Annotated in this window: 13 protein-coding genes and 7 pseudogenes; 11 read left to right on the top strand and 9 right to left on the bottom strand. The window is 67.4% G+C overall.

The window, feature by feature from the left end; all coding sequences use genetic code 11:
• Window positions 1–69 precede the first annotated feature (69 nt).
• Window positions 70–895: pseudogene (locus MTP03_RS11795) on the bottom strand (SDR family NAD(P)-dependent oxidoreductase).
• Window positions 896–1,054: 159 nt separating this feature from the next.
• Window positions 1,055–2,407: an MFS transporter gene (locus MTP03_RS11790; protein WP_371820969.1), complete on the bottom strand. Its 1,353-nt coding sequence runs from the start codon at window positions 2,405–2,407 to the stop codon at window positions 1,055–1,057.
• A 201-nt stretch (window positions 2,408–2,608) separates the two neighbouring features.
• Between MTP03_RS11790 and MTP03_RS23705 the strand changes: the two are divergent.
• From MTP03_RS23705 to MTP03_RS22780, 5 genes and pseudogenes are all read left to right on the top strand, one after another.
• Window positions 2,609–2,845: pseudogene (locus tag MTP03_RS23705) on the top strand (LysE family transporter); the annotation flags it as partial.
• Between the two features lie 130 nt (window positions 2,846–2,975).
• Window positions 2,976–3,233 carry a LysE family translocator gene (locus tag MTP03_RS23700; RefSeq protein ID WP_371820737.1) on the top strand — a complete coding sequence of 86 codons (258 nt, stop codon included), beginning with the start codon at window positions 2,976–2,978 and terminating at the stop codon, window positions 3,231–3,233.
• Between the two features lie 81 nt (window positions 3,234–3,314).
• Window positions 3,315–3,536, top strand: a pseudogene (locus MTP03_RS23695) (carboxyltransferase domain-containing protein); the annotation flags it as partial.
• A gap of 82 nt (window positions 3,537–3,618) precedes the next feature.
• Complete coding sequence (locus MTP03_RS23690) at window positions 3,619–4,104, top strand: carboxyltransferase domain-containing protein (RefSeq protein ID WP_256465142.1); 486 nt, start codon at window positions 3,619–3,621, stop codon at window positions 4,102–4,104.
• A gap of 5 nt (window positions 4,105–4,109) precedes the next feature.
• Window positions 4,110–4,766, top strand: coding sequence for an allophanate hydrolase subunit 2 family protein (locus MTP03_RS22780; RefSeq protein WP_256465141.1), 657 nt, complete (start codon window positions 4,110–4,112; stop codon window positions 4,764–4,766).
• On the opposite strand, the gene MTP03_RS11775 is transcribed toward MTP03_RS22780, so the two are convergent.
• Complete coding sequence (locus MTP03_RS11775; RefSeq protein ID WP_248488507.1) at window positions 4,756–5,625, bottom strand: oxygenase MpaB family protein; 870 nt, start codon at window positions 5,623–5,625, stop codon at window positions 4,756–4,758. The genes MTP03_RS22780 and MTP03_RS11775 overlap by 11 nt on opposite strands.
• 76 nt (window positions 5,626–5,701) lie before the next feature.
• On the opposite strand from MTP03_RS11775, the gene MTP03_RS11770 reads away from it, so the two are divergent.
• The 4 genes and pseudogenes from MTP03_RS11770 to MTP03_RS11755 all read left to right on the top strand — a co-directional run bounded on the left by MTP03_RS11770 (window position 5,702) and on the right by MTP03_RS11755 (window position 8,231).
• Window positions 5,702–6,277 (top strand): TetR/AcrR family transcriptional regulator, encoded by a 576-nt coding sequence (locus MTP03_RS11770; protein WP_248488506.1) that lies wholly within the window; start codon window positions 5,702–5,704, stop codon window positions 6,275–6,277.
• Window positions 6,278–6,374: 97 nt separating this feature from the next.
• Window positions 6,375–6,747 (top strand): annotated as a pseudogene (locus MTP03_RS11765) (metalloregulator ArsR/SmtB family transcription factor).
• Window positions 6,744–7,818: pseudogene (gene arsB / locus MTP03_RS11760) on the top strand (ACR3 family arsenite efflux transporter). Before MTP03_RS11765 ends, arsB begins: the two co-directional pseudogenes overlap by 4 nt.
• Complete coding sequence (locus MTP03_RS11755; protein WP_371820736.1) at window positions 7,818–8,231, top strand: low molecular weight phosphatase family protein; 414 nt, start codon at window positions 7,818–7,820, stop codon at window positions 8,229–8,231. The pseudogene arsB and the gene MTP03_RS11755 overlap by 1 nt, the downstream one beginning before the upstream one ends.
• Window positions 8,232–8,290: 59 nt before the next feature.
• Here MTP03_RS11755 and MTP03_RS11750 read toward each other — a convergent pair whose 3' ends face one another.
• From MTP03_RS11750 to MTP03_RS11730, 6 genes and pseudogenes are all read right to left on the bottom strand, one after another.
• Entirely contained in the window at window positions 8,291–9,247 is a 957-nt protein-coding gene (locus tag MTP03_RS11750) for a DUF4253 domain-containing protein (RefSeq protein WP_248488504.1), read from the bottom strand.
• Window positions 9,248–9,760: 513 nt separating this feature from the next.
• Entirely contained in the window at window positions 9,761–9,880 is a 120-nt protein-coding gene (locus MTP03_RS23685; protein ID WP_371820968.1) for a hypothetical protein, read from the bottom strand.
• A gap of 92 nt (window positions 9,881–9,972) precedes the next feature.
• Window positions 9,973–10,488, bottom strand: a pseudogene (locus MTP03_RS11745) (leucine zipper domain-containing protein); the annotation flags it as partial.
• 1,364 nt (window positions 10,489–11,852) lie between these two features.
• On the bottom strand, window positions 11,853–12,788 hold the full coding sequence (locus MTP03_RS11740) for a hypothetical protein (protein WP_371820735.1): 936 nt from the start codon (window positions 12,786–12,788) through the stop codon (window positions 11,853–11,855).
• Between the two features lie 606 nt (window positions 12,789–13,394).
• Window positions 13,395–13,727, bottom strand: coding sequence for a helix-turn-helix transcriptional regulator (locus tag MTP03_RS11735; RefSeq protein WP_248488502.1), 333 nt, complete (start codon window positions 13,725–13,727; stop codon window positions 13,395–13,397).
• Between the two features lie 5 nt (window positions 13,728–13,732).
• Window positions 13,733–14,837, bottom strand: a pseudogene (locus tag MTP03_RS11730) (tyrosine-type recombinase/integrase).
• A 465-nt stretch (window positions 14,838–15,302) separates the two neighbouring features.
• Between MTP03_RS11730 and MTP03_RS11725 the strand changes: the two are divergent.
• Together MTP03_RS11725 and MTP03_RS11720 are read left to right on the top strand one after the other, a co-directional pair.
• Window positions 15,303–17,657: an excinuclease ABC subunit UvrA gene (locus MTP03_RS11725; RefSeq protein ID WP_248488501.1), complete on the top strand. Its 2,355-nt coding sequence runs from the start codon at window positions 15,303–15,305 to the stop codon at window positions 17,655–17,657.
• A 48-nt stretch (window positions 17,658–17,705) separates the two neighbouring features.
• Entirely contained in the window at window positions 17,706–18,272 is a 567-nt protein-coding gene (locus tag MTP03_RS11720) for a vitamin K epoxide reductase family protein (protein ID WP_248488500.1), read from the top strand.
• Window position 18,273: the final 1 nt, after the last annotated feature.

Raw genomic sequence — 18,273 nt, 5'->3', positions numbered from 1 at the left:
GCACCGTCGAGATCGTCTCGGCGGTGCCGTTCGGCGTTCCGGGCGGGGTTCGGTGCCGGTCCGTGGAACTCACAGGAAGCGCGACTGCTGGCCGTCCACGAAGGCCATCAGGCGCTGGTACCCGGAGCCCGTGACCCGCACGATCAGGTCGAACGCCACGGCGTCGGGCCCGATCAGGATGCGGCCGTGGTTCTTCTCGACGCCCTTGAGGATCGTGCGTGCCGCGGCGTCGGCCTCGGTGCGCGCGAGGTGCTTGTTGAAGAAGTCGGCGAACGCGGCCTGGTCCTGCCCCGCGCCGACGGTGGCGTTGTTGCAGATGTCGGTCTTGATGCCGCCGGGGTGCACGCAGCTCACGCCGACGTGCGGGTGAGTCGAGAGCATCTCGATCCGGAGCGCCTCCGTGAAGCCGCGGACCGCGAACTTCGCGGCGTTGTAGGCGCTCTGCCCGCCGACGCCGAACAGTCCGAAGACGGAGCTCGTGTTCGCGATGTGGGCGTCGCCCGAGGCGATCAGGTGCGGCAGGAACGCCTTGGTGCTGTTGACCACGCCCCAGAAGTCGATGTCCATGAGGCGGTCGTAGTCCTTGAACGAGGTCTTCTCCACGCTCGCGTGGTGCGCAATGCCGGCGTTGTTGAACAGCAGGTTGACCACGCCGTACTCGGCGACCACGTCGTCGGCGTATGCCAACAGTTGTTCGCGCTCACCGACGTTGACGACCTTCGTGTGTACCTCGGCGCCGAGCGCGCGGGCGTCGGCCGCCGTCCGTTCGAGCCCCTCCGGGGCGTAATCGCACAGCGACAGGCGCGCGCCGCGGCGCGAGTTCGAGCGCGAGCTCGCGGCCCATTCCCGACGCGACGCCGGTGACCACGGCGACCTTTCCGGTGAAGTCCTTCATCAGTGTCCTTCCATTGCGCCACGCCAGCAACGCGGCAGCGTCGTCGGCGGCCGCACGCACGGTCGTCCAGCAAGCCGGTGGCGCGGGCGGTCAGCGTCCGGGCGAGGGTGATGGGCGACACCGTGGCAACCTAACACCGAGTGCGCCAGAGTGGCACGGTCAGTGCGTCGCGCCGGTCCGGCGTCGGGGGATCGCCAGCGCGCAGGCGACCGCCAGCGCGCACACGACGAGGCAGATCACGGCCGTCGACGCGTACGCCCCGGTGCTCGGTGTGACGACGGGCCCGGCGGTGGTGGGGGTGAGCACGACCGATCCGGTGAGGACCATGCCGACGACCGCGGTGGCGAGGGACGTGCCCACCGACCGCATCAGGGCGTTGACGCCGTTCGCCTCGCCGGTCTGGGTGACGGGAACGACCGACATGATGAGGGCCGGCATGGCCGAGTACGCGAGGCCGAGACCCGCGCCCACCAAGCCACTGGAGCCGAGGATCCACAGCCAGGAGATGGGCCAGGGCCCGATCAGCGCGAACAGCAGGACGAGGTAGCCGGCCCCGATGACGAGGGTGCCGGACGCGAGGGACATGCGTGCGCCGTACCGGTCGGTGATCCACGAACTGACGTAGGTGAAGCCGAACATGATGAGGCCGGTCGGCATGAGGACGAGGCTGGCGCGGACCATGTCCAGGCCGAGTCCCAGCGGCGTCGCCTCGGGCGCCATGAGGATCTGGATCGGCGCCATCTGCATGGCGTAGAACGCGAAGCCGGTGGCGATCGACGCGATGTTGGTGAGCATGATCGGCCGGTCGAGCAGCGATTCGACGTCGATGAGGGCGTTGGGGGTGCGACGCTCGTACCGCCACCAGGCGACCGCGGTCACGGCGAACGCCGCGAACAGGCCGAGGGTCAGCGGGGCGGTCCAGCCCCACTCGCCGCCCTTGGAGACGGGGAGCAGGACGAAGGTGAGTACCGCGGTCAGGCCGAGCGTGCCGATCGCGTCGAAGCGGCCGCCCGGTGTCGACGGTCCTTCCGGCACGCAGCGCTGGATGGCCAGGCCGCACGCGAGTGCGGCGGCGCCGCTGATCCAGAACAGGGCGTGCCAACTGATGTGCTGGGCGATGGACGCGGCGAACGGGAGCCCGAGTGCCCCGCCGACGCCGAGTGACGCGCTCATCGCGCCGACCGACGATCCCAGGTGTGCGGCCGGGACGATGTCGCGCATGATGCTGATCCCGACCGCGATCGCGCCGATCCCCAGGCCCTGCAGGCCGCGCCCCACCAGGAACGGCAGCAGGGCCGACGAGACCGCGCAGACCGCGGATCCGGCCGCGACCGACGCCATGTTCGCCAGCAGGACCCGCCGCTTGCCGAACATGTCGCCGAGGCGTCCGGCGATCGGGGTGGCGATGGCGCCCACCAGCAGCGTGATGGTGAGCGCCCACGACGCGTTGCCGGGGGAGGTGTGCACGAGGTCCGGTAGCCGGGGGATCAGCGGGACGATGATCGTCTGCATGACGGCGACGACGATGCCGGCGGCGCACAGGAGCGCGACGGACGTGCGGGGGAACGACTCGGACAGCGGGTCCAACTTTCAGCGGCGATGTCTTCAGCTAGAGATTCTAACCGTCTGGCGAGCCGGAACTCGAACCACGACGGGCAACGGTCGCGGCGTCGTGACTTCCGCGTAGGGCGGTCGACCTGATTGGATCGACCGATGCTCGTCGCTCTCCTCTCGTTCACCGCAGCTGCGGCGCTCATCGTGGTCCTGCCCGGTCCCGACACCCTCGTCGTCGTGCGGGGCGTGGTTCAGGGCGGGCGGCTCGCCGGCGTGCGTACCAGCCTCGGGGTGCTGAGCGGCCTGGTGCTGTGGGTGCTGGCGGCGGTGCTCGGCCTCTCGGCGATGCTCAAGGCCAGCGAGTACGGCTACACCGCGCTCAAGGTCCTCGGCGCCGCGTACCTCGTGTACATGGGGGTCCAGTCGCTGCGCGCGGTGGTGCGCGGCTCGGCGCTGGGGGAGCTGCCGCCCGAGCCGGCGGCGTCCTCGTGGCGCACCGGCGGTTTCGGCGGGCTTCCTCACCGACGTGCTCAACCCGAAGATCGGCGTGCTGTTCGTCAGCCTGCTGCCCGGGTTCGTCCCCGCGGGGTACCCGGTGACCGGGACGACGCTCGCGTTGGGAGGCGTGTACATCGCGCTCACGGCGCTGTACTGCGGCGTGCTCATCGCAGCGGCCGGCACCGTCACCCGCTGGATGCGGACGCCGCGCACGCGTCGCCTCCTCGACGGTATCGCGGGCGTCGCGCTCATCGGTTTCGGCGCCAAGCTGGTCACGGAACGATGAGTCCGGTGACGTGCGCCGCCTCGGCAGCCGCGCCGTCCGCGTCCGGGTGGCCCCGGACGCCGTCGAGCACTTCGTGCCCGCCTGGCGGCCGAACCGCTCCCCGGCCAGCGCGACCTGGTCGCCGGGGGAGAGACCGTCACCGTCGTCTTCGATGACGCCACCGCCGCGACGGAGGCCGAGCGGCTGCTGGCGGCGATGGCCCCGCCGGCACCGCTCGCCGCCGACGGCCCACTCGTCGAGATCGGCGTCGTCTACGACGGTGAGGACCTGGGCGCGGTCGCCGAGCAGCTCGGCACCGACGAGGCGGGCGTCGTCCGAATACACACCGAACGCGCCTGGTACGCGGGCTTCCTGGGGTTCGCGCGGTTTCGCGTACCTCCGATCGGTGGAGCCGGGACTGGGGATCGCGCGCCGTGCGTCGCCCCGTGTCCGGGTGCCCGCGGGCGCGGTGGCGCTGGCGTGGGAGTACGCCGCCGTCTACCCCCGTACCTCCCCGGGCGGCTGGCAGTTGATCGGCCGCACCGACGCCGAGCTCTGGTCACTCGACCGCGACCCGCCGGCAGTGCTGGTGCCGGGCACCCGGGTTCGGTTCCGCGCCGTCCGCGAGCGCGTGGCCTTCCAGTCGCGGCCGTCGACGGCTACGCGGATGTCGCGCCCGGAGCGCGGCCTCGTGGTGCGGGGAACCGGGGTGCGGAGCCTCGTCGAGGATCTCGGCCGCCCCGGGAACGCGGTGATCGGCGTCACCCGCTCCGGTGCCGCTGACCGCGCCGCGCTGCGGCAGGCCAATCGGCTCGTGGGCAACCCGGCCGGCGCGGCCGCGATCGAGAACGCCGGGGGCGGGCTGGAACTCGTGGCGGCGGGGAGCAGGTGATCGCCGTGACGGGCGCCGACGCGCCGCTCGGCGTCGAGTCGCCCGACGGGCGGTGGCGCACCGTCGACCGTGGTCGGCCGGTCGGGCTCGACGACGGCGACCTTCTCGCGGTCGGACCGGTGCGCGCGGGACTGCGCGTCGTCGTCGCGGTGCGCGGCGGCGTCGACGTCGCCCCGGTACTCGGCAGCCGCAGCACCGACACCCTCGCGCGCCTCGGGCCAGACCCGATCGCTGCGGGCGACGTCCTCCCCGTCGGACGGGCGCCGAGAGCCGCCGTCGGAGAGCCGGAGACCGTGCCGGCGGTCCCGGACGGGAGGAGTCCGACGGTGCTCGACGTCGCGCTCGGACCCGACGCCGACCTCTTCCCCGACGGTGCCTGGGGGCACCTGCTGAGCGCGGTGTGGGAGGTCACGCCGAACGGTGACCGCGTCGGGGTCCGTCTGGCCGGACCGCCCCTGGACCGGGCCGGCGGCGAAGTGCAGAGCCAGGCGCTGGTGCCGGGCGCGATCCAGGTGCCGCCCTCGGGGCAGCCGGTGGTCTTCGGCGTCGATCACCCGACCACGGGCGGCTATCCGGTGCTGGCGGTGGTGGCGGAGCGCCACCTGGGTCGCCTCGCGCAGGTGCCGATCGGTGCGGCCGTGCGGTTCCGCGTCACGTCGTGAGCGCGTTGTGGTCCACCGGGCAGGCGGTGGGGAAGGTGCCCATCTGCTCGACGGTGAAGCCCCCGGGGTAGCTCTTGATCCTCGACATCTCGTAGACGTGCAGCGGCTTTCGGCGCGGGGGAAGCTTCGCGACGACGGCAGCGCGGAGCTTGAGACCGCCGTTCGAGAGGGCGCGCGCGACCGCGTTCGGCCGGTCGTAGCGGAACGCCGCGAGCAGCGGTTCGTCCATGATTGCGCGGCTGAAGACATCGATGGCGGGCGCGAGCGGCCGCGGGTAGAAGGACGCGAGCAGGGCCTTCGTCGCATCGGCGACCTTGCGGGCGCCGCCGTCGTACGCGAAGTGGTCGCGTTCGTAGTCGTCCATCAGCTTCGCGAATCCCAGGTAGTCCTCCGGAATTCCCTTGATCGCCATGTGCTTTCCCAGGGTGCGGTAGTACAGCACTGACGCCCGCAGCTCGGCCGCGGTGAGCTTGCGCCAGCCGTACCGGTCGATCCAGCGCTGCGGGACCACGACGAACGTGGAGAGGACGTAGAGCATGTCGTCGTTGGAGATGTCGTACGACCGGTGCATCTGGTTGATCCGGCGGATCGCGGCGCGGCCGCGATCGTCGTCGAAGCCGGTGGTGAGCGGGACCTCGAGCAGCAGTGCAGTGTCGTCGTAGCGCTTCTGGGTGCGGTTCTCGAACTCCGCGGTGCGGTGCAGCAGGGCGCCGATGCTCGGCACCGCGTAGGTGCGGAAGAGCGCGAAACTGAGCGCCTGGTTGAAGTCCCACGGGAACTCGAGCGTGGTCAGATCACGGTAGATCCGCACGAAATCGACCTCGGGATCGAGGTGGGCATTGCGGCTCGCCTTGGCCATCGACTCCTCCTAAGTGAGTGCACGTTCACTGTAAGTCGACTTATAGTTTTGTGCAAGAGGTCACACAGGAGGTGCTATGCCGGTCGAGCGCAAGTCCGCGCCCACACCGCAGGCGCGGCGGCGGTTCCTGGACGCCGGGCTCGCGGTGCTGGGACGGCACGGGCACGCCGACTTGAAGCTCGCCGCGGTGTGCGCCCGCGCGGGGGCCACGACCGGCAGCTTCTACCATGCGTTCGCGAGCTGGGGGGAGTACACCTCCGAGTTGATCGCCTTCTGGCGCGAGGATCAGAGCCTGCGCCTGATCGTCGAGGCGACCGCGATCGCGGATCCGCGCGCCCGGCTGGAGCGGCTCGTCGAGATCGGGCTGAGTCTGGACGCGGACTCGGAGGCAGCCATCCGGGTGTGGGCGGCGCATGACCCCGAGGTGCTGACCCATCTTGCGGAGGTCGACGCCATCCGCCTCGCCGCGATCCGGGAGACGTACGTCGCGATCGTCGGCGACGAGGCGCGCGCCGACGAGTTCGCGCGGATCGCGATGTACCTGCTGGTCGGCTATCAGAGCGGCACGCTCCGTTCGGATGCCGCGCTCGAGCTGGGGTACCGCACGGTGATCGACGCCGCGCTCGCCGCCGTCGGCGCCCCGCCTCGGTAGGTCGTCGGGTGCAGCTGCTGCATCGGATCGCTCATCTAGCAGCAGGTTGCGAGCACGCTTCCTTGCGGCCGGGATCGATGTTTGTCAATATCGATGGGTGTCGAATTCGATTCCGTTGACCGATGTGACCGTGCGGTGCTCACCGCTGGTCCGCGAGCCTCTCGGAGGGGCAGTCCGCCGACCTCGCGGTGGTGTTCAAGGCCCTGGCGGACCCGGTCCGGTTGCGGCTGTTCAGCTTGATCGCCAGCCACGAGGGCGGTGAGGCCTGCGTGTGCGACATCTCGCCGGCGGTGGACGTCTCGCAGCCGACGATCTCGCATCACCTGAAGGTCCTCAAGGCCGCGGGGCTACTCGAGTCTGAGCGCCGCGCCTCGTGGGTGTACTACCGCGTCGTCCCCGAGGTCCTGACCTCGCTCGCCGAGGTCCTGCAGGCGGGCGAACCCGCCGCTTCGCTGGAGGTTCTCTCGTGAGCAGCCCCGCCCCGACGGCCGAGCATCCGCCGGTCGTCGGCCAGCTCTCCACCCTTGACCGGTTCCTCCCGGTGTGGATCGGCGTCGCCATGGCCGCCGGCCTGCTGCTCGGCCGGATGGTTCCCGGGTTGAACACTGCGCTGGAGAAGATCAACGTCGACGGCATCTCGCTGCCGATCGCGCTCGGGCTGCTGGTCATGATGTACCCGGTGCTGGCGAAGGTCCGTTACGACCGCCTCGGCACTGTCACCGGCGACCGCGCACTGCTACTCGGGTCGCTGGTGCTCAACTGGGTGCTCGGCCCGGCGCTGATGTTCGCCCTCGCGTGGATCTTTCTGCCCGATCTGCCCGAGTACCGCACCGGTCTGATCATCGTCGGGCTGGCGCGCTGTATCGCGATGGTGATCATCTGGAACGACCTGGCCTGCGGCGACCGCGAAGCCGCCGCGGTGCTGGTCGCTCTGAACTCGGTGTTCCAGGTGGTCATGTTCGCGGTCCTTGGCTGGTTCTACTTGTCGATCCTGCCCGGGTGGCTCGGGCTCGAGCAGACGACGATCGAAACCTCGCCGTGGCAGATCGCTCGGTCCGTTCTGATATTCCTCGGCATCCCGCTGCTCGCCGGCTACCTGTCGCGCAGGATCGGGGAGAGGGCCAAGGGGCGCGCCTGGTACGAGGCGACGTTCCTGCCCAGGATCGGTCCGTGGGCGCTGTACGGGCTGCTGTTCACCATCGTCATCCTGTTCGCGCTGCAGGGAGCAGATCACTTCGCACCCCTGGGACGTCGCACGGATCGCGTTGCCCCTGTTGGTGTACTTCGCGGTGATGTGGGGCGGCGGGTACCTGCTGGGAGCGGTCACGGGCCTGGGGTACGAGCGCACCACCACGCTGGCGTTCACCGCGGCGGGCAACAACTTCGAGCTCGCCATCGCGGTCGCGATCGCCACGTACGGCGCCACGTCGGGCCAGGCCCTGGCCGGCGTCGTCGGGCCGCTGATCGAGGTGCCGGTGCTGGTCGCCCTGGTGTACGTGTCACTTGCCCTCCGCAAGCGATTCCCGGGAAAGGGGGAGTGATGTCCACTCCGAGTGTGCTGTTCGTGTGCGTGAAGAACGGCGGCAAGTCGCAGATGGCGGCCGGCCTGATGCGCCGGGCCGCCGGCGGTGCGGTCGAGGTGCATTCCGCCGGGACCAGGCCCGGGAGCGCGGTCAACGGCCTGTCCGCGGAGGCGCTGGCCGAGGTCGGCGTCGACATCACCGGCGAGACGCCGAAGGCGATCGACCCCGAGTTGCTCGCGCGGGTCGATCTGGTGGTCACGCTCGGGCGCGAAGCCGTCGTCGAGGTGCCCGACGGTACGCGCCTGGTCAACTGGGACACAGACGAGCCGTCCGAACGGGGGGTCGACGGGATCGAGCGGATGCGTCTCGTGCGCGACGACATCGCGCGGCGGGTGGCGGAGCTGGCGGACGAGTTCGCCCGGCGCGGGTAGCACCGTCATCGCTGCCGGCGTGCGCCGGCCGATCGATCGAGGGAGCCGGTCCGGTGCACCTAGTCCCACCAGAACGACCACCTGGTCCACGTCGAGAGGCCCTGGCTGTAATAGTCTGGCATGGACGCTGCGAAGTTGTCCGGGCAGATCCAATAGTGTTCGGAGACGAGCTTGCCGCGCTGCTGCGCGGATTCGGGGCGGTTTCCGACCTGCACCTCGAGCGTATCGAACCCGATCGACACCAGAACGGCTTCGAATCGGTCTTCCCATGATCGAAGAACCGCGGTGATGTCAGCCCCGGTGAGCTGAGTATTGGTGGCGCCCAACCAGCCCAGGACCGCGGGAACGTCGGCGGGGCGCGCGACGGGTACGAGGAGGAGACCGCCGCCCTTGGCGATCCGCAGCCCGCTCGGCATCATCTCCGGCCCCGGCTGGCGTCGTGCCAGAGCGGTCACGGGCGGCACCAACGGCTCGAGGTCGGCGCTGTGGCGTGCGTAGTCGCGGCAGATTCGCTCATAGACGGCGGGCGCCGTGGGGATCGCCGCGAGGGATCGTTCCGGCCCCGTCTCCAACCACGGGGGATCGAGTACGGCGTCGTCCCGGTACTGAGTCGGAACCCTTATCGGCCACAGCCCTGTACGGGAGAAGACGCCCGCCAGATCGCGGATCAACCCGATCAGTCGGTCCTCACTCAGCACGTCGGTCCCGAGCCACGCGACGGCGACTCCGTCCGCATTCTTCACGAGCTGCCCGCGTGGGATGGCGACACCGCCGACCTCGCCGGCGTCGGGCGCGGGCAACTGTCCCGGGGTGGCATGGAACGTCGGTGTTCTGCCGCTGTCGTCGCCGGACTCGCTCGATGGACGCGGCGTGCAATCGAGGGGCGCGACGGCGCTGGGTGAAGCAGTGGTCGGTGCCGCGCTGGCCGGCCCGGCACCGTCGGGCCGATAGCCGCATCCGCCCAGGTAGACCATCCCGGCGACGATGGTCGCGGCGATTGCGATAGGACGTGGCACACCACCAGCATGAAGTCTGTTGCTTGCCGAGGACCAACGTCACGCTTGGTGACGACGCGGAGAAGGGGTGCGGTGTTCTGTTGGCACTAGTGGAGACCCTGCGTATCAGAATCAGCCGTATACGTAAGGCCAGTCAGGTCATGTGAGGACACCCAGGCGCAGGTGATTGCCTACTCTGAAAGCCATGTTGGAACGGCTGGCCTACCCGATCTGCGTCGTCTTCGCGTGCGTCGGGCTCGGACTCCTGGCGGCAGAAAGCGAGCTCGGAATGGCTTGGGTCGCGTTGGCTGCAATGGCGTTCGCTGTCGGATATGCCCGCAAGGGCCCTGGCGGCGGTACCACACCGTAGGTCACTCCGAGCGCGTAACGCGTCGGCCGGCGTAGCGGGCCCACGGTTCAGCTGACTTGGCCGCGTGGACGCGTACGCGGCGAATCCCGACCGGTTCCACCGCCGGCCCCCACCGCCGCTACCGACCGCGGCATGGATCAACCAACCCATCCAACAGGAGGCCCTCATACAGCCCACATAACGGGATTCGTCTCACGAACCTTGACACGGTAGATGATCGCCTCGACCATCGTCCGGGCCTCCGAGAACGGACGACCCCGCCGACCGCTAGGCCGCGGAAGCATGTCTTCGATCAACGACCACTGAGCGTCTGAGAGCACCTGAAAACGCGACATAAGATCACCTCGCAGCTCCCGACCGGAATCTTAGTCAGACACGTAGCTGCCCGGTTGGACTTGCCCTGCTTGATGCCGACGAATCGCCAACCGCCCCCGTCGGGGATGTTGCCGAACTTGGTGACGTCGACGTGGATCAACGAGCCGGGGTGAGGGTGTTCGTAGCGGCGTAAGGGCTCGCCGGTGACCCGGTCGATGTGCGCGAGGCGGTTGACGCGGCAGCGCACCAATACCGCGTGCACAGTGGAGGCGGCGATGCCGAGGCGGCCGGCGATCTGCACCGGGCCAAGACGGTGGCGCCACCGCAACCCGATGATGCGGCGCACCAGCTGCGGCGGCGTCTTCGTCGGGCTCGTGCGGGGCCGCGAACTGCGGTCTTTCATTCCCTCGACACCGTCGACGCGGTATCGGCCGGCCCACTTCTTCGCGGTACGGGGCGAGACCATGAACATCTTCGCCGCCGCGGCGTAGGTCCATCGTTTCTCAACGATCAGTCGGGCGAGCCGGAGCCGAGTACGTGGAGTCAGGACGGCATTGAAGTGGGTAGCGTGGGACATCGAAGGCCTCCGGTCTGTGAAGCGGTGAACTAGACAGCTCCACTTCACTACCGGTGGGCCTTGGCCTGTCAGTCAGACGTGCCGTTGCCGGGCTGACCAACCTCCCTGGACATCACACCTAACTCATGTGTCACTCAGGTCGGCAGACGGAACACGTCAAGAAAGACACTGCGTTGAAGCCGTAGTCCGGGGATCCTTGAGGGGAACTCGCACCGTTACAGCCCGGATTTGAGTAGACGTCGCCGGCGAAGATGCTGGTGCTAGATCCAGACCGGGAGGGCGGGATCGATACGCAACCGATCTCACCGTTTCCGGTAGCAGTGATTCCCCCTGTGTAGTTCGCCCCGGCAAAGAAGCACCATTGAGCACCGCATCCTGGAGCCGCCGATGCTGGCGCTAGGACCAAGGTTGAGGTCACCGCGCCCAGCATCAGAGCGACGCTGGCTCCCCCGAGTCGAATCTTCATTTCACTTGCATCCCTTCATGTTTGGTGACACCCACAGAACTGGCCAGGCACCTCGAGTGCATATTATTGCTTGGCCTAAGGAACCTGTGGTGAGTGTACGTCACGCGCGAGTCCTGACACGCGGGATCCGTGAAGTTTGGGTGGTGAATCGTCGGAACGCTCTTGTATCGTTGAATTTATGAGTATCCAGGCCGCGAACGCACACAGGAGCACGCTCCTTCGCATGAGCGCCGCGACACTTGCGGGTGCAACATTTCTAGCCGCATGTCAGACCAGTCGGGCACCGGCTCCGCCGGTAGTCTCACCTTCGTCTTCATCTCCCGCTTGTGACGTAGTTGGCAGTCAATCGGGGCTGCTGTCGGTAGGTGACGGCTCGATCGCGCCGGTCGTGATACAGCCGCCGTCCCAGCCTGTCGCGGCTCCTATCGAACCGTCGGGGGCGCGAAGCTGGTATCGGTTACACCCCAAAACTTTGATGCGACACAGTCTGAAGTTAGCTACGTCTTCGGAGGGCAAGGGGTGGTAGGGTGGACCGTGGCGGTCGTTTCCTCACCGATGGTTTACGGCGGCGAGTCCGCCAAAGTGGGCGTAACCGGTGCTTGTACAGTCCAAGTCTCACTCACGTTCGATCGCACTACTCATAGCGGGCAACGCACAGGTGGTGCGACCCCATCGCCCGACAGACTTCTGCCGATTGGTGATCGGCAGGGGAGCATCGCTGAGGTTGTCACCTACCCCATCAATGATGGGGTCAGCCAGTACTTTATCGGAGTACGTTCCGCCGAGTCTCGAATTGCAGTGTCTCAAGGTACAGCGCTGACGGTTCGAGTTGTGGGGACGTCGCCGCACGGCCAGGATGTCACAGTTCGGGGCCCTGGCGGCAGTACTACACCGTAGGTCACTCCGGGCGCGTAACGCGTCGGCCGGCGTAGCGCGCCCATGGTTCAGCTGACTTGGCCGCGTGGAGAAATGCGACTTGCGGGCTGTAGCCAAGGGCGTCCGCGACCAGGGACGGCGGGCAATCGAGCACGAGTTCCGCAAGGGCGCGATTCCTCGAGCCGAGGATATTGATCCCGAGAGTCCGAAGCCGGTCCATCACCGTGTTGGGATGCAGGTGTCGGCCGGCCAACGAGCTGGGGAATAGCCACGGGCTCTCGGGGCCGCTCCCTGTTCTCAGGTTCGGGCGAGTGGCGACGTGCGTCCGGACCAGCGCGGAGAACGGCTCGGGGACGTCGATCGGCGATTTTCCCAGGAGGATCGTCATGCTGTCACCCGTGTCGGTGACGGCTGTGACGGGCAGCTCCACCACCCGGACCAGTGGTTGCGCGTACAGCAAGAGCAGCATTCCAGCGACTCGATACTGGACCGATTCGTTTGTGCTGGTGAGGAGTTCATGAATCCAGGCGATCCGTTGCTCCTGGCTCAGCAGGCGGGCGGTCTTGGGATCGCGGAATCCGATCGTGACCTGGCGGTTGAGGCCAGATTTGCGAGCAATCACGAAGAAGGTGCGAATGATGTGGCGCGTGGTCGGCCCGGTTGTGAGCCACTCGTCGACGTCCTGCTGTGTGCAGGTTGCGGCAGTCCGGCCGTACGTGGTGTGCAGCCAGGTGAGGAACTTCACGGTCTCGGTGATCTCCTGCTTCGCCGAATGGACCGCGGCGCGTGTCTCCTCGCCGGCGGCTGCCTTGTCTCGGATTCGTCGCAGGTGATGCCAGGTCGCGAAGTGCGTCACCGGTTGCTGTACTTCGACTGGGAGGTCGGCGGTCTTGTTGCCAATCCATCGTTCGAAGACCGGGAGGTATGGATCACGATCGGGCAGGAGCGCGTGGTGCACTAGGAGAGCGCGGAGATGTTCTGAGGGTCGCCCGTGCGCGCTGTCGAGACCCTCGTGCGTGACTGGAATAGCGCCTGTCCCGAGGGCGCGTAACAGGTTCTGGACCTTGGCCGAACGCCTCCACGTGAGGATCGACTCGGGGCGGTCCGATGCGCACAGTGCATCGACGAGTCCGATCAAAGCGGGGTCGACGGGACTGCCGCCGAGGTCGTCGCCAAGGGTTTCTCGAAGGACACACCGAACGCACCTGCGACCACGATGGTGGGCGGCTTCCTCGCCGCACTCGTCACAATGGAAGTCGTAGGGGATACAGGCGCACTCTGCGCAGTTGCGGCGCCCTGACTTGTCAGGAGGGCCCGGCAACAACCGATTCACGCCGCAGGTGGGGCATGTCCCACGGGCGCGCACGGCCTCGAAGTAGCAAGGGTTGCAAAGGCGCCCCTCGGGCCATCGTGCTGCGAGGCGGGGAATGTTGCGTCCGCACCGAGCACACGGGTCGAACCGATCCGACGTCGTTCGAGGACGGCCGCGCGCCGTCGACCGAGGGAGAGGCCGTCGGGGCGGGCGACCCAGTGGTCATCGGGTTGCATCGCTGTTCCTTCCGCGTTACTCGTCGAGGACGTTGGCGCGTCGAGGTCGCACGGTGCGATCGAGCGGGACGACGTTGCGTGCTGCTGCAGTCCCGGTCTTGCGTACTCGCGCATCCGCTGCGGTCGTGGTCAACAGGTCTGCGGGCGTGCACTCGAAGATGTCGCAGAGCGCGGCGATCACCTGCAAGGAAACACGCTCGGGGCGCTGATTCACCATCCGGTACACCTGCGGGCGCGAGAGCGTGATGTCCCGTTCGGCGAGCAGCGGAATCAATTCGGTGGTGTTGTGCAGGCCTCGTGCGGCCATCAACTCCGGCAGGCGCCACGTGTAGGAGACTGTACGTTTCATCGTCTTCATCCCCTCGACGATTGAATTCCTGGACTAAGAGCTTCGTTCAGTGCTCGATCCAACCCTGCGCGCAGGGTGGTGCGCCGGAAGTCGTCGGATACGAACTGGTAGATCCCAGTTGTCGACGCGTGCTCGTGCCCCATCTGGTCCTGGACGAAACGCGAGTCCCAGCCGGCCTCGAGCAGATGGGTGGCGTACGAGCGCCGCAGCGAGTGCAGGTCAAGCCCATCGGATTGCTCCAACTCGTCGCAGTAGCGACGAAGTCTGCGCAGCAGAGTGGACTCGACGACAAGACCGCCCCGCTCACTTGGGAACATGTCCAAGGTGTCAGGCACCTCGTCCGTTGGCGATCCAGTCCTCGAGGACCGCGGGTGTCCACCGCCAGACGGTCAGTACGCTTCGCTGTTTCGGCGGCGACGCCCGTCGAGATTTTCCGTACCGCACCTTGCAGAGGCCGAAGGAGCGGAACTCTCGCGCGTGGGGGTTGCGAGCGAAGTCCACGGTTTGAAGGTGCCGCAGCTCGTTGAATCGGAGGCCGTACGCGTAGGCGACCTTGAGCATGGTTGCGTCGCGATACGCGGCTTGCCAGCCCTTCCGGCCCGACCGCCCAATCCGTTCGACCTCGTTGTCGGCGTGCTCGAACAGGACACTCAGCTCCTCGCGGGTGAACGGGCGCTTCGTTGGTCGTCCGTCGTGTTCCTGAGCGTGCGAGGCGGTGTTCCAGTCGAAGAAGACCTGCGCTGGGTGCGTGCCGAAGTACTTCTCGCACACGAGGTCCCAGCCGTAGTCGGGATTGCTGATGTAGCTGGTGAACGCCTTGAGGGCGCCGTGATAGCTCCGGAGTGTCGAGTGGGATACATGCTTGATCGTCCGTAGATCGGCGGAGAACTCCTCAACCATCGCTGGCGTCCAGTTCCACGGGTCCTCGTTCACGTGGTCGATGAACCGCTCTACGCAGCGAACCCGCTGCTCGACAGTGGCGAACTGCAAGTTCCTCGACAACTGCTGGTTTCGCCAGCCTTCCAGCATCAAGCTGAGCACCTGTTCCTCGGCGCGGAGGACGGGCACGGCCTGCGCCAGGTGGATTCGCCCAGCACCGTCGATCTGCATCAGATTGCTCCCGAGGTCGGATACGCTGAACGAATCAATGATGCATTGAATGAGACCAGGTGTCAATATGGCCAGGTAGACGGACACTGAATGAGACCAGGTGTCAATATGGCCAGGTAGACGGACACGCGGCGCAACGCGATCGCGACGAAGTCTGCCTGGTAAGCGGACGCTCGGCCCGCTGCTATTTGCGAGATCGAGCATAGAATCGAGGGAGGTCGCGAGCGGTCCACGAGGCCAATCGGGCTGACGCCGGCAGCCGAGCCGGGGAGAGTCGTTCCGTGATTCATCAGGTGAATACGCAGACAATGTAATGTCATAATGTAGATTATCGGCGTAATGGGTACCTGGCGCCTGGCGCGACGACTGTCCGCCCTTCGAGCGCCTGGCCCGGCCACACGCAGGTGCGGCGGTAGCCTGGTCCGGTTCCCGTGTCACCGCGCCCCCCGTCCGACAGGAGCCCCCATGCCGCACGCCGCCGATTCCCACGAGAAGATCCGTGTCCACGGTGCGCGCGAGAACAATCTCAAGGACGTGAGCATCGAGCTGCCCAAGCGGCGGCTCACAGTGTTCACCGGCGTGTCCGGCTCGGGTAAGAGCTCTCTGGTGTTCGGCACCATCGCCGCGGAGTCGCAGCGCCTGATCAATGAGACGTACAGCGCGTTCGTCCAGGGATTCATGCCCACGCTCGCGCGCCCCGACGTCGATGTGCTCGACGGCCTCACGACGGCGATCATCGTCGGCCAGGAGCGCATGGGATCCGATCCGCGGTCCACGGTCGGCACGGCGACCGACGCCAACGCCATGCTGCGGATCCTGTTCTCCCGCTTGGGTGATCCTCATATCGGATCTCCGCAGGCGTTCTCCTTCAACGTGGCGTCGGTGAGCGGAGCGGGCGCCGTCAAGCACGACAAGGGCGGCCGCGAGGTCAAGGAGCGGGTCAGTTTCAGCATCACCGGTGGGATGTGTCCGCGCTGCGAGGGGCGCGGCAGTGTCAACGACATCGATCCCACCGCCCTGTACGACGACTCGAAGTCGCTCGACGACGGGCCGTTCACCATTCCCGGATACAGCATGGACGGCTGGCAGGGTCGGATCTACCGCGGCAGCGGCTTCTTCGACACCGCGAAGCCGATCGCGAAGTACACGAAGCGCGAGCTGAACGATCTGCTGTACAAGGAGCCGACCAAGATCAAGGTCGAGGGGATCAACCTCACCTATGAAGGCATCATCCCCAAGATCCAGAAGTCCTTCCTGTCCAAGGACGTCGAGGCGATGCAGCCTCATATCCGGGCCTTCGTCGAACGGGCCGTCACGTTCAACACCTGCCCGGACTGCGACGGAACACGGCTGTCGGAGCTGGCTCGATCGTCGAAGATCAACGACACGTCGATCGCGGACTGCTGTGCCATGCAGATCAACGAGCTCGCGCAGTGGGTGCGCGCGGTGGACGATCCGGGCGTCGCTCCCCTGCTCGAGAGTCTCCGGCAGACCCTCGACTCCTTCGTCGAGATCGGCCTCGGCTACCTGTCGCTCGACCGGCCCGCGGGAACCCTGTCGGGCGGCGAGGCGCAGCGCACCAGGATGATCCGACATCTCAACAGCTCGCTCACCGACATCACGTACGTCTTCGACGAGCCCACCATCGGCCTGCATCCGCACGACATCGCCCGGATGAACGACCTGCTTCTCCGGCTCCGGGACAAGGGCAACACCGTGCTCGTCGTCGAGCACAAGCCCGAGACCATCGCGATCGGCGACCACGTCGTCGACCTGGGACCGAAGGCCGGGACCGCAGGCGGCGAGATCGTGTTCGAGGGCACCGTCGACGCGCTCCGCACGGCGGACACGCTGACCGGACGACACCTCGACGACCGGGCCCACCTCAAGGCGGAGGTCCGGGCACCGTCGGGCGTCCTGGAGGTGAGGGGCGCGACCGAGCACAACCTGCAGGACGTCGACGTCGACGTGCCGCTCGGCGTGCTCGTGGTGGTCACCGGGGTCGCCGGATCGGGGAAGAGCTCGCTGATCCACGGATCCATCAGCCCGCGCGAGGGCGTCGTCACCGTCGACCAGACCCCGATCAAGGGCAGCCGCCGCAGCAATCCCGCCACCTACACGGGGCTGCTCGATCACATCCGCAAGGCGTTCGCGAAGGCCAACGGCGTCAAACCCGCTCTGTTCAGCGCGAACTCGGAGGGCGCATGCCCCGCGTGCAACGGCGCCGGCGTGATCTACACGGACCTGGGGATCATGGCGGGCGTGTCCAGCACGTGTGAGGAGTGCGAGGGCAGGCGGTTCCAGGCTGCGGTGCTCGAGTACCACTTCGGAGGCCGCAACATCAGCGAGGTCCTGTCGATGCCCGTCGCGGAGGCTCTGGAGTTCTTCGGCGACGGCGACGCGAAGATCCCCGCCGCGCACCGCATCCTCGGCCACCTCGACGATGTCGGCCTGGGCTACGTCAGCCTGGGGCAACCGCTGAGCACCCTCTCCGGCGGCGAGCGGCAGCGGCTCAAACTCGCCACGCACATGGGCGACAAGGGCGGCGTACTCGTTCTCGACGAACCGACCACCGGGCTGCACCTCGCGGACGTCGAGCAGCTCCTGCGGCTGCTCGACCGCCTGGTGGACTCCGGCAAGTCGGTGATCGTCATCGAGCACCACCAGGCCGTCATGGCGCACGGCGACTGGATCATCGACATCGGCCCCGGCGCCGGGCACGACGGGGGCCGGATCGTGTTCGAGGGCACGCCCGCGGAACTCGTCGCTGGTCGGGCCACGTTGACGGGCCGCCATCTCGCCGACTACGTCCAGGCCTGACTGTGCGCTCTCGGCCCGCTGTCGGGCGCTTCGCATACGATCGCTGTCGTGGCCACCACTGAGAATCGACGAACTACCGGGTTCCTGCTGATCATCACCGGAGTCCTGGGGCTGCTCGCCTCGGCGATGCTCACGATCGACAAGATCCGGATCCTGGAGGACCCGAACTACGTTCCCGGCTGCAGCCTGGACCCGACGATCTCGTGCGGCTCGGTGATGCAGTCCTGGCAGGGCTCGCTGTTCGGGTTCCCCAACCCCCTGATCGGCATCGCGTCGTTCTCGGTGGTGATCGTGGCGGGCGTGCTGGCCGCCGGGGGCGTCGCGCTCCCCCGCTGGTTCTGGACCGGATTATCGCTCGGCTCGGTGGCGGGGATCGCGCTGATCGTCTTCCTGATCTACTCGAGCCTCTTCGAGATCCACGCGCTGTGCCTGTGGTGCATGCTCGTGTGGACGATCATGCCGATCGTGCTGGCGACCTCCGTCGCGGCGGCGTTGGGCACGAAGGCCACGCAGCAGGTCCGGCAGCTGCTGGCCGCCCTCGTCCTGCTCTGGTACATCGTCGTGATCACGCTGATCGCGGTCCAGTTCTGGGACTACTGGAGCAGCAAGTTCTAGA

This window comes from Tsukamurella sp. PLM1, from assembly GCF_023168325.1.
GTDB lineage: Bacteria > Actinomycetota > Actinomycetes > Mycobacteriales > Mycobacteriaceae > Tsukamurella.
The sequence above is the reverse complement of the archived record's forward strand: the minus strand, read 5'-3'. Positions and strand labels throughout refer to the sequence as shown.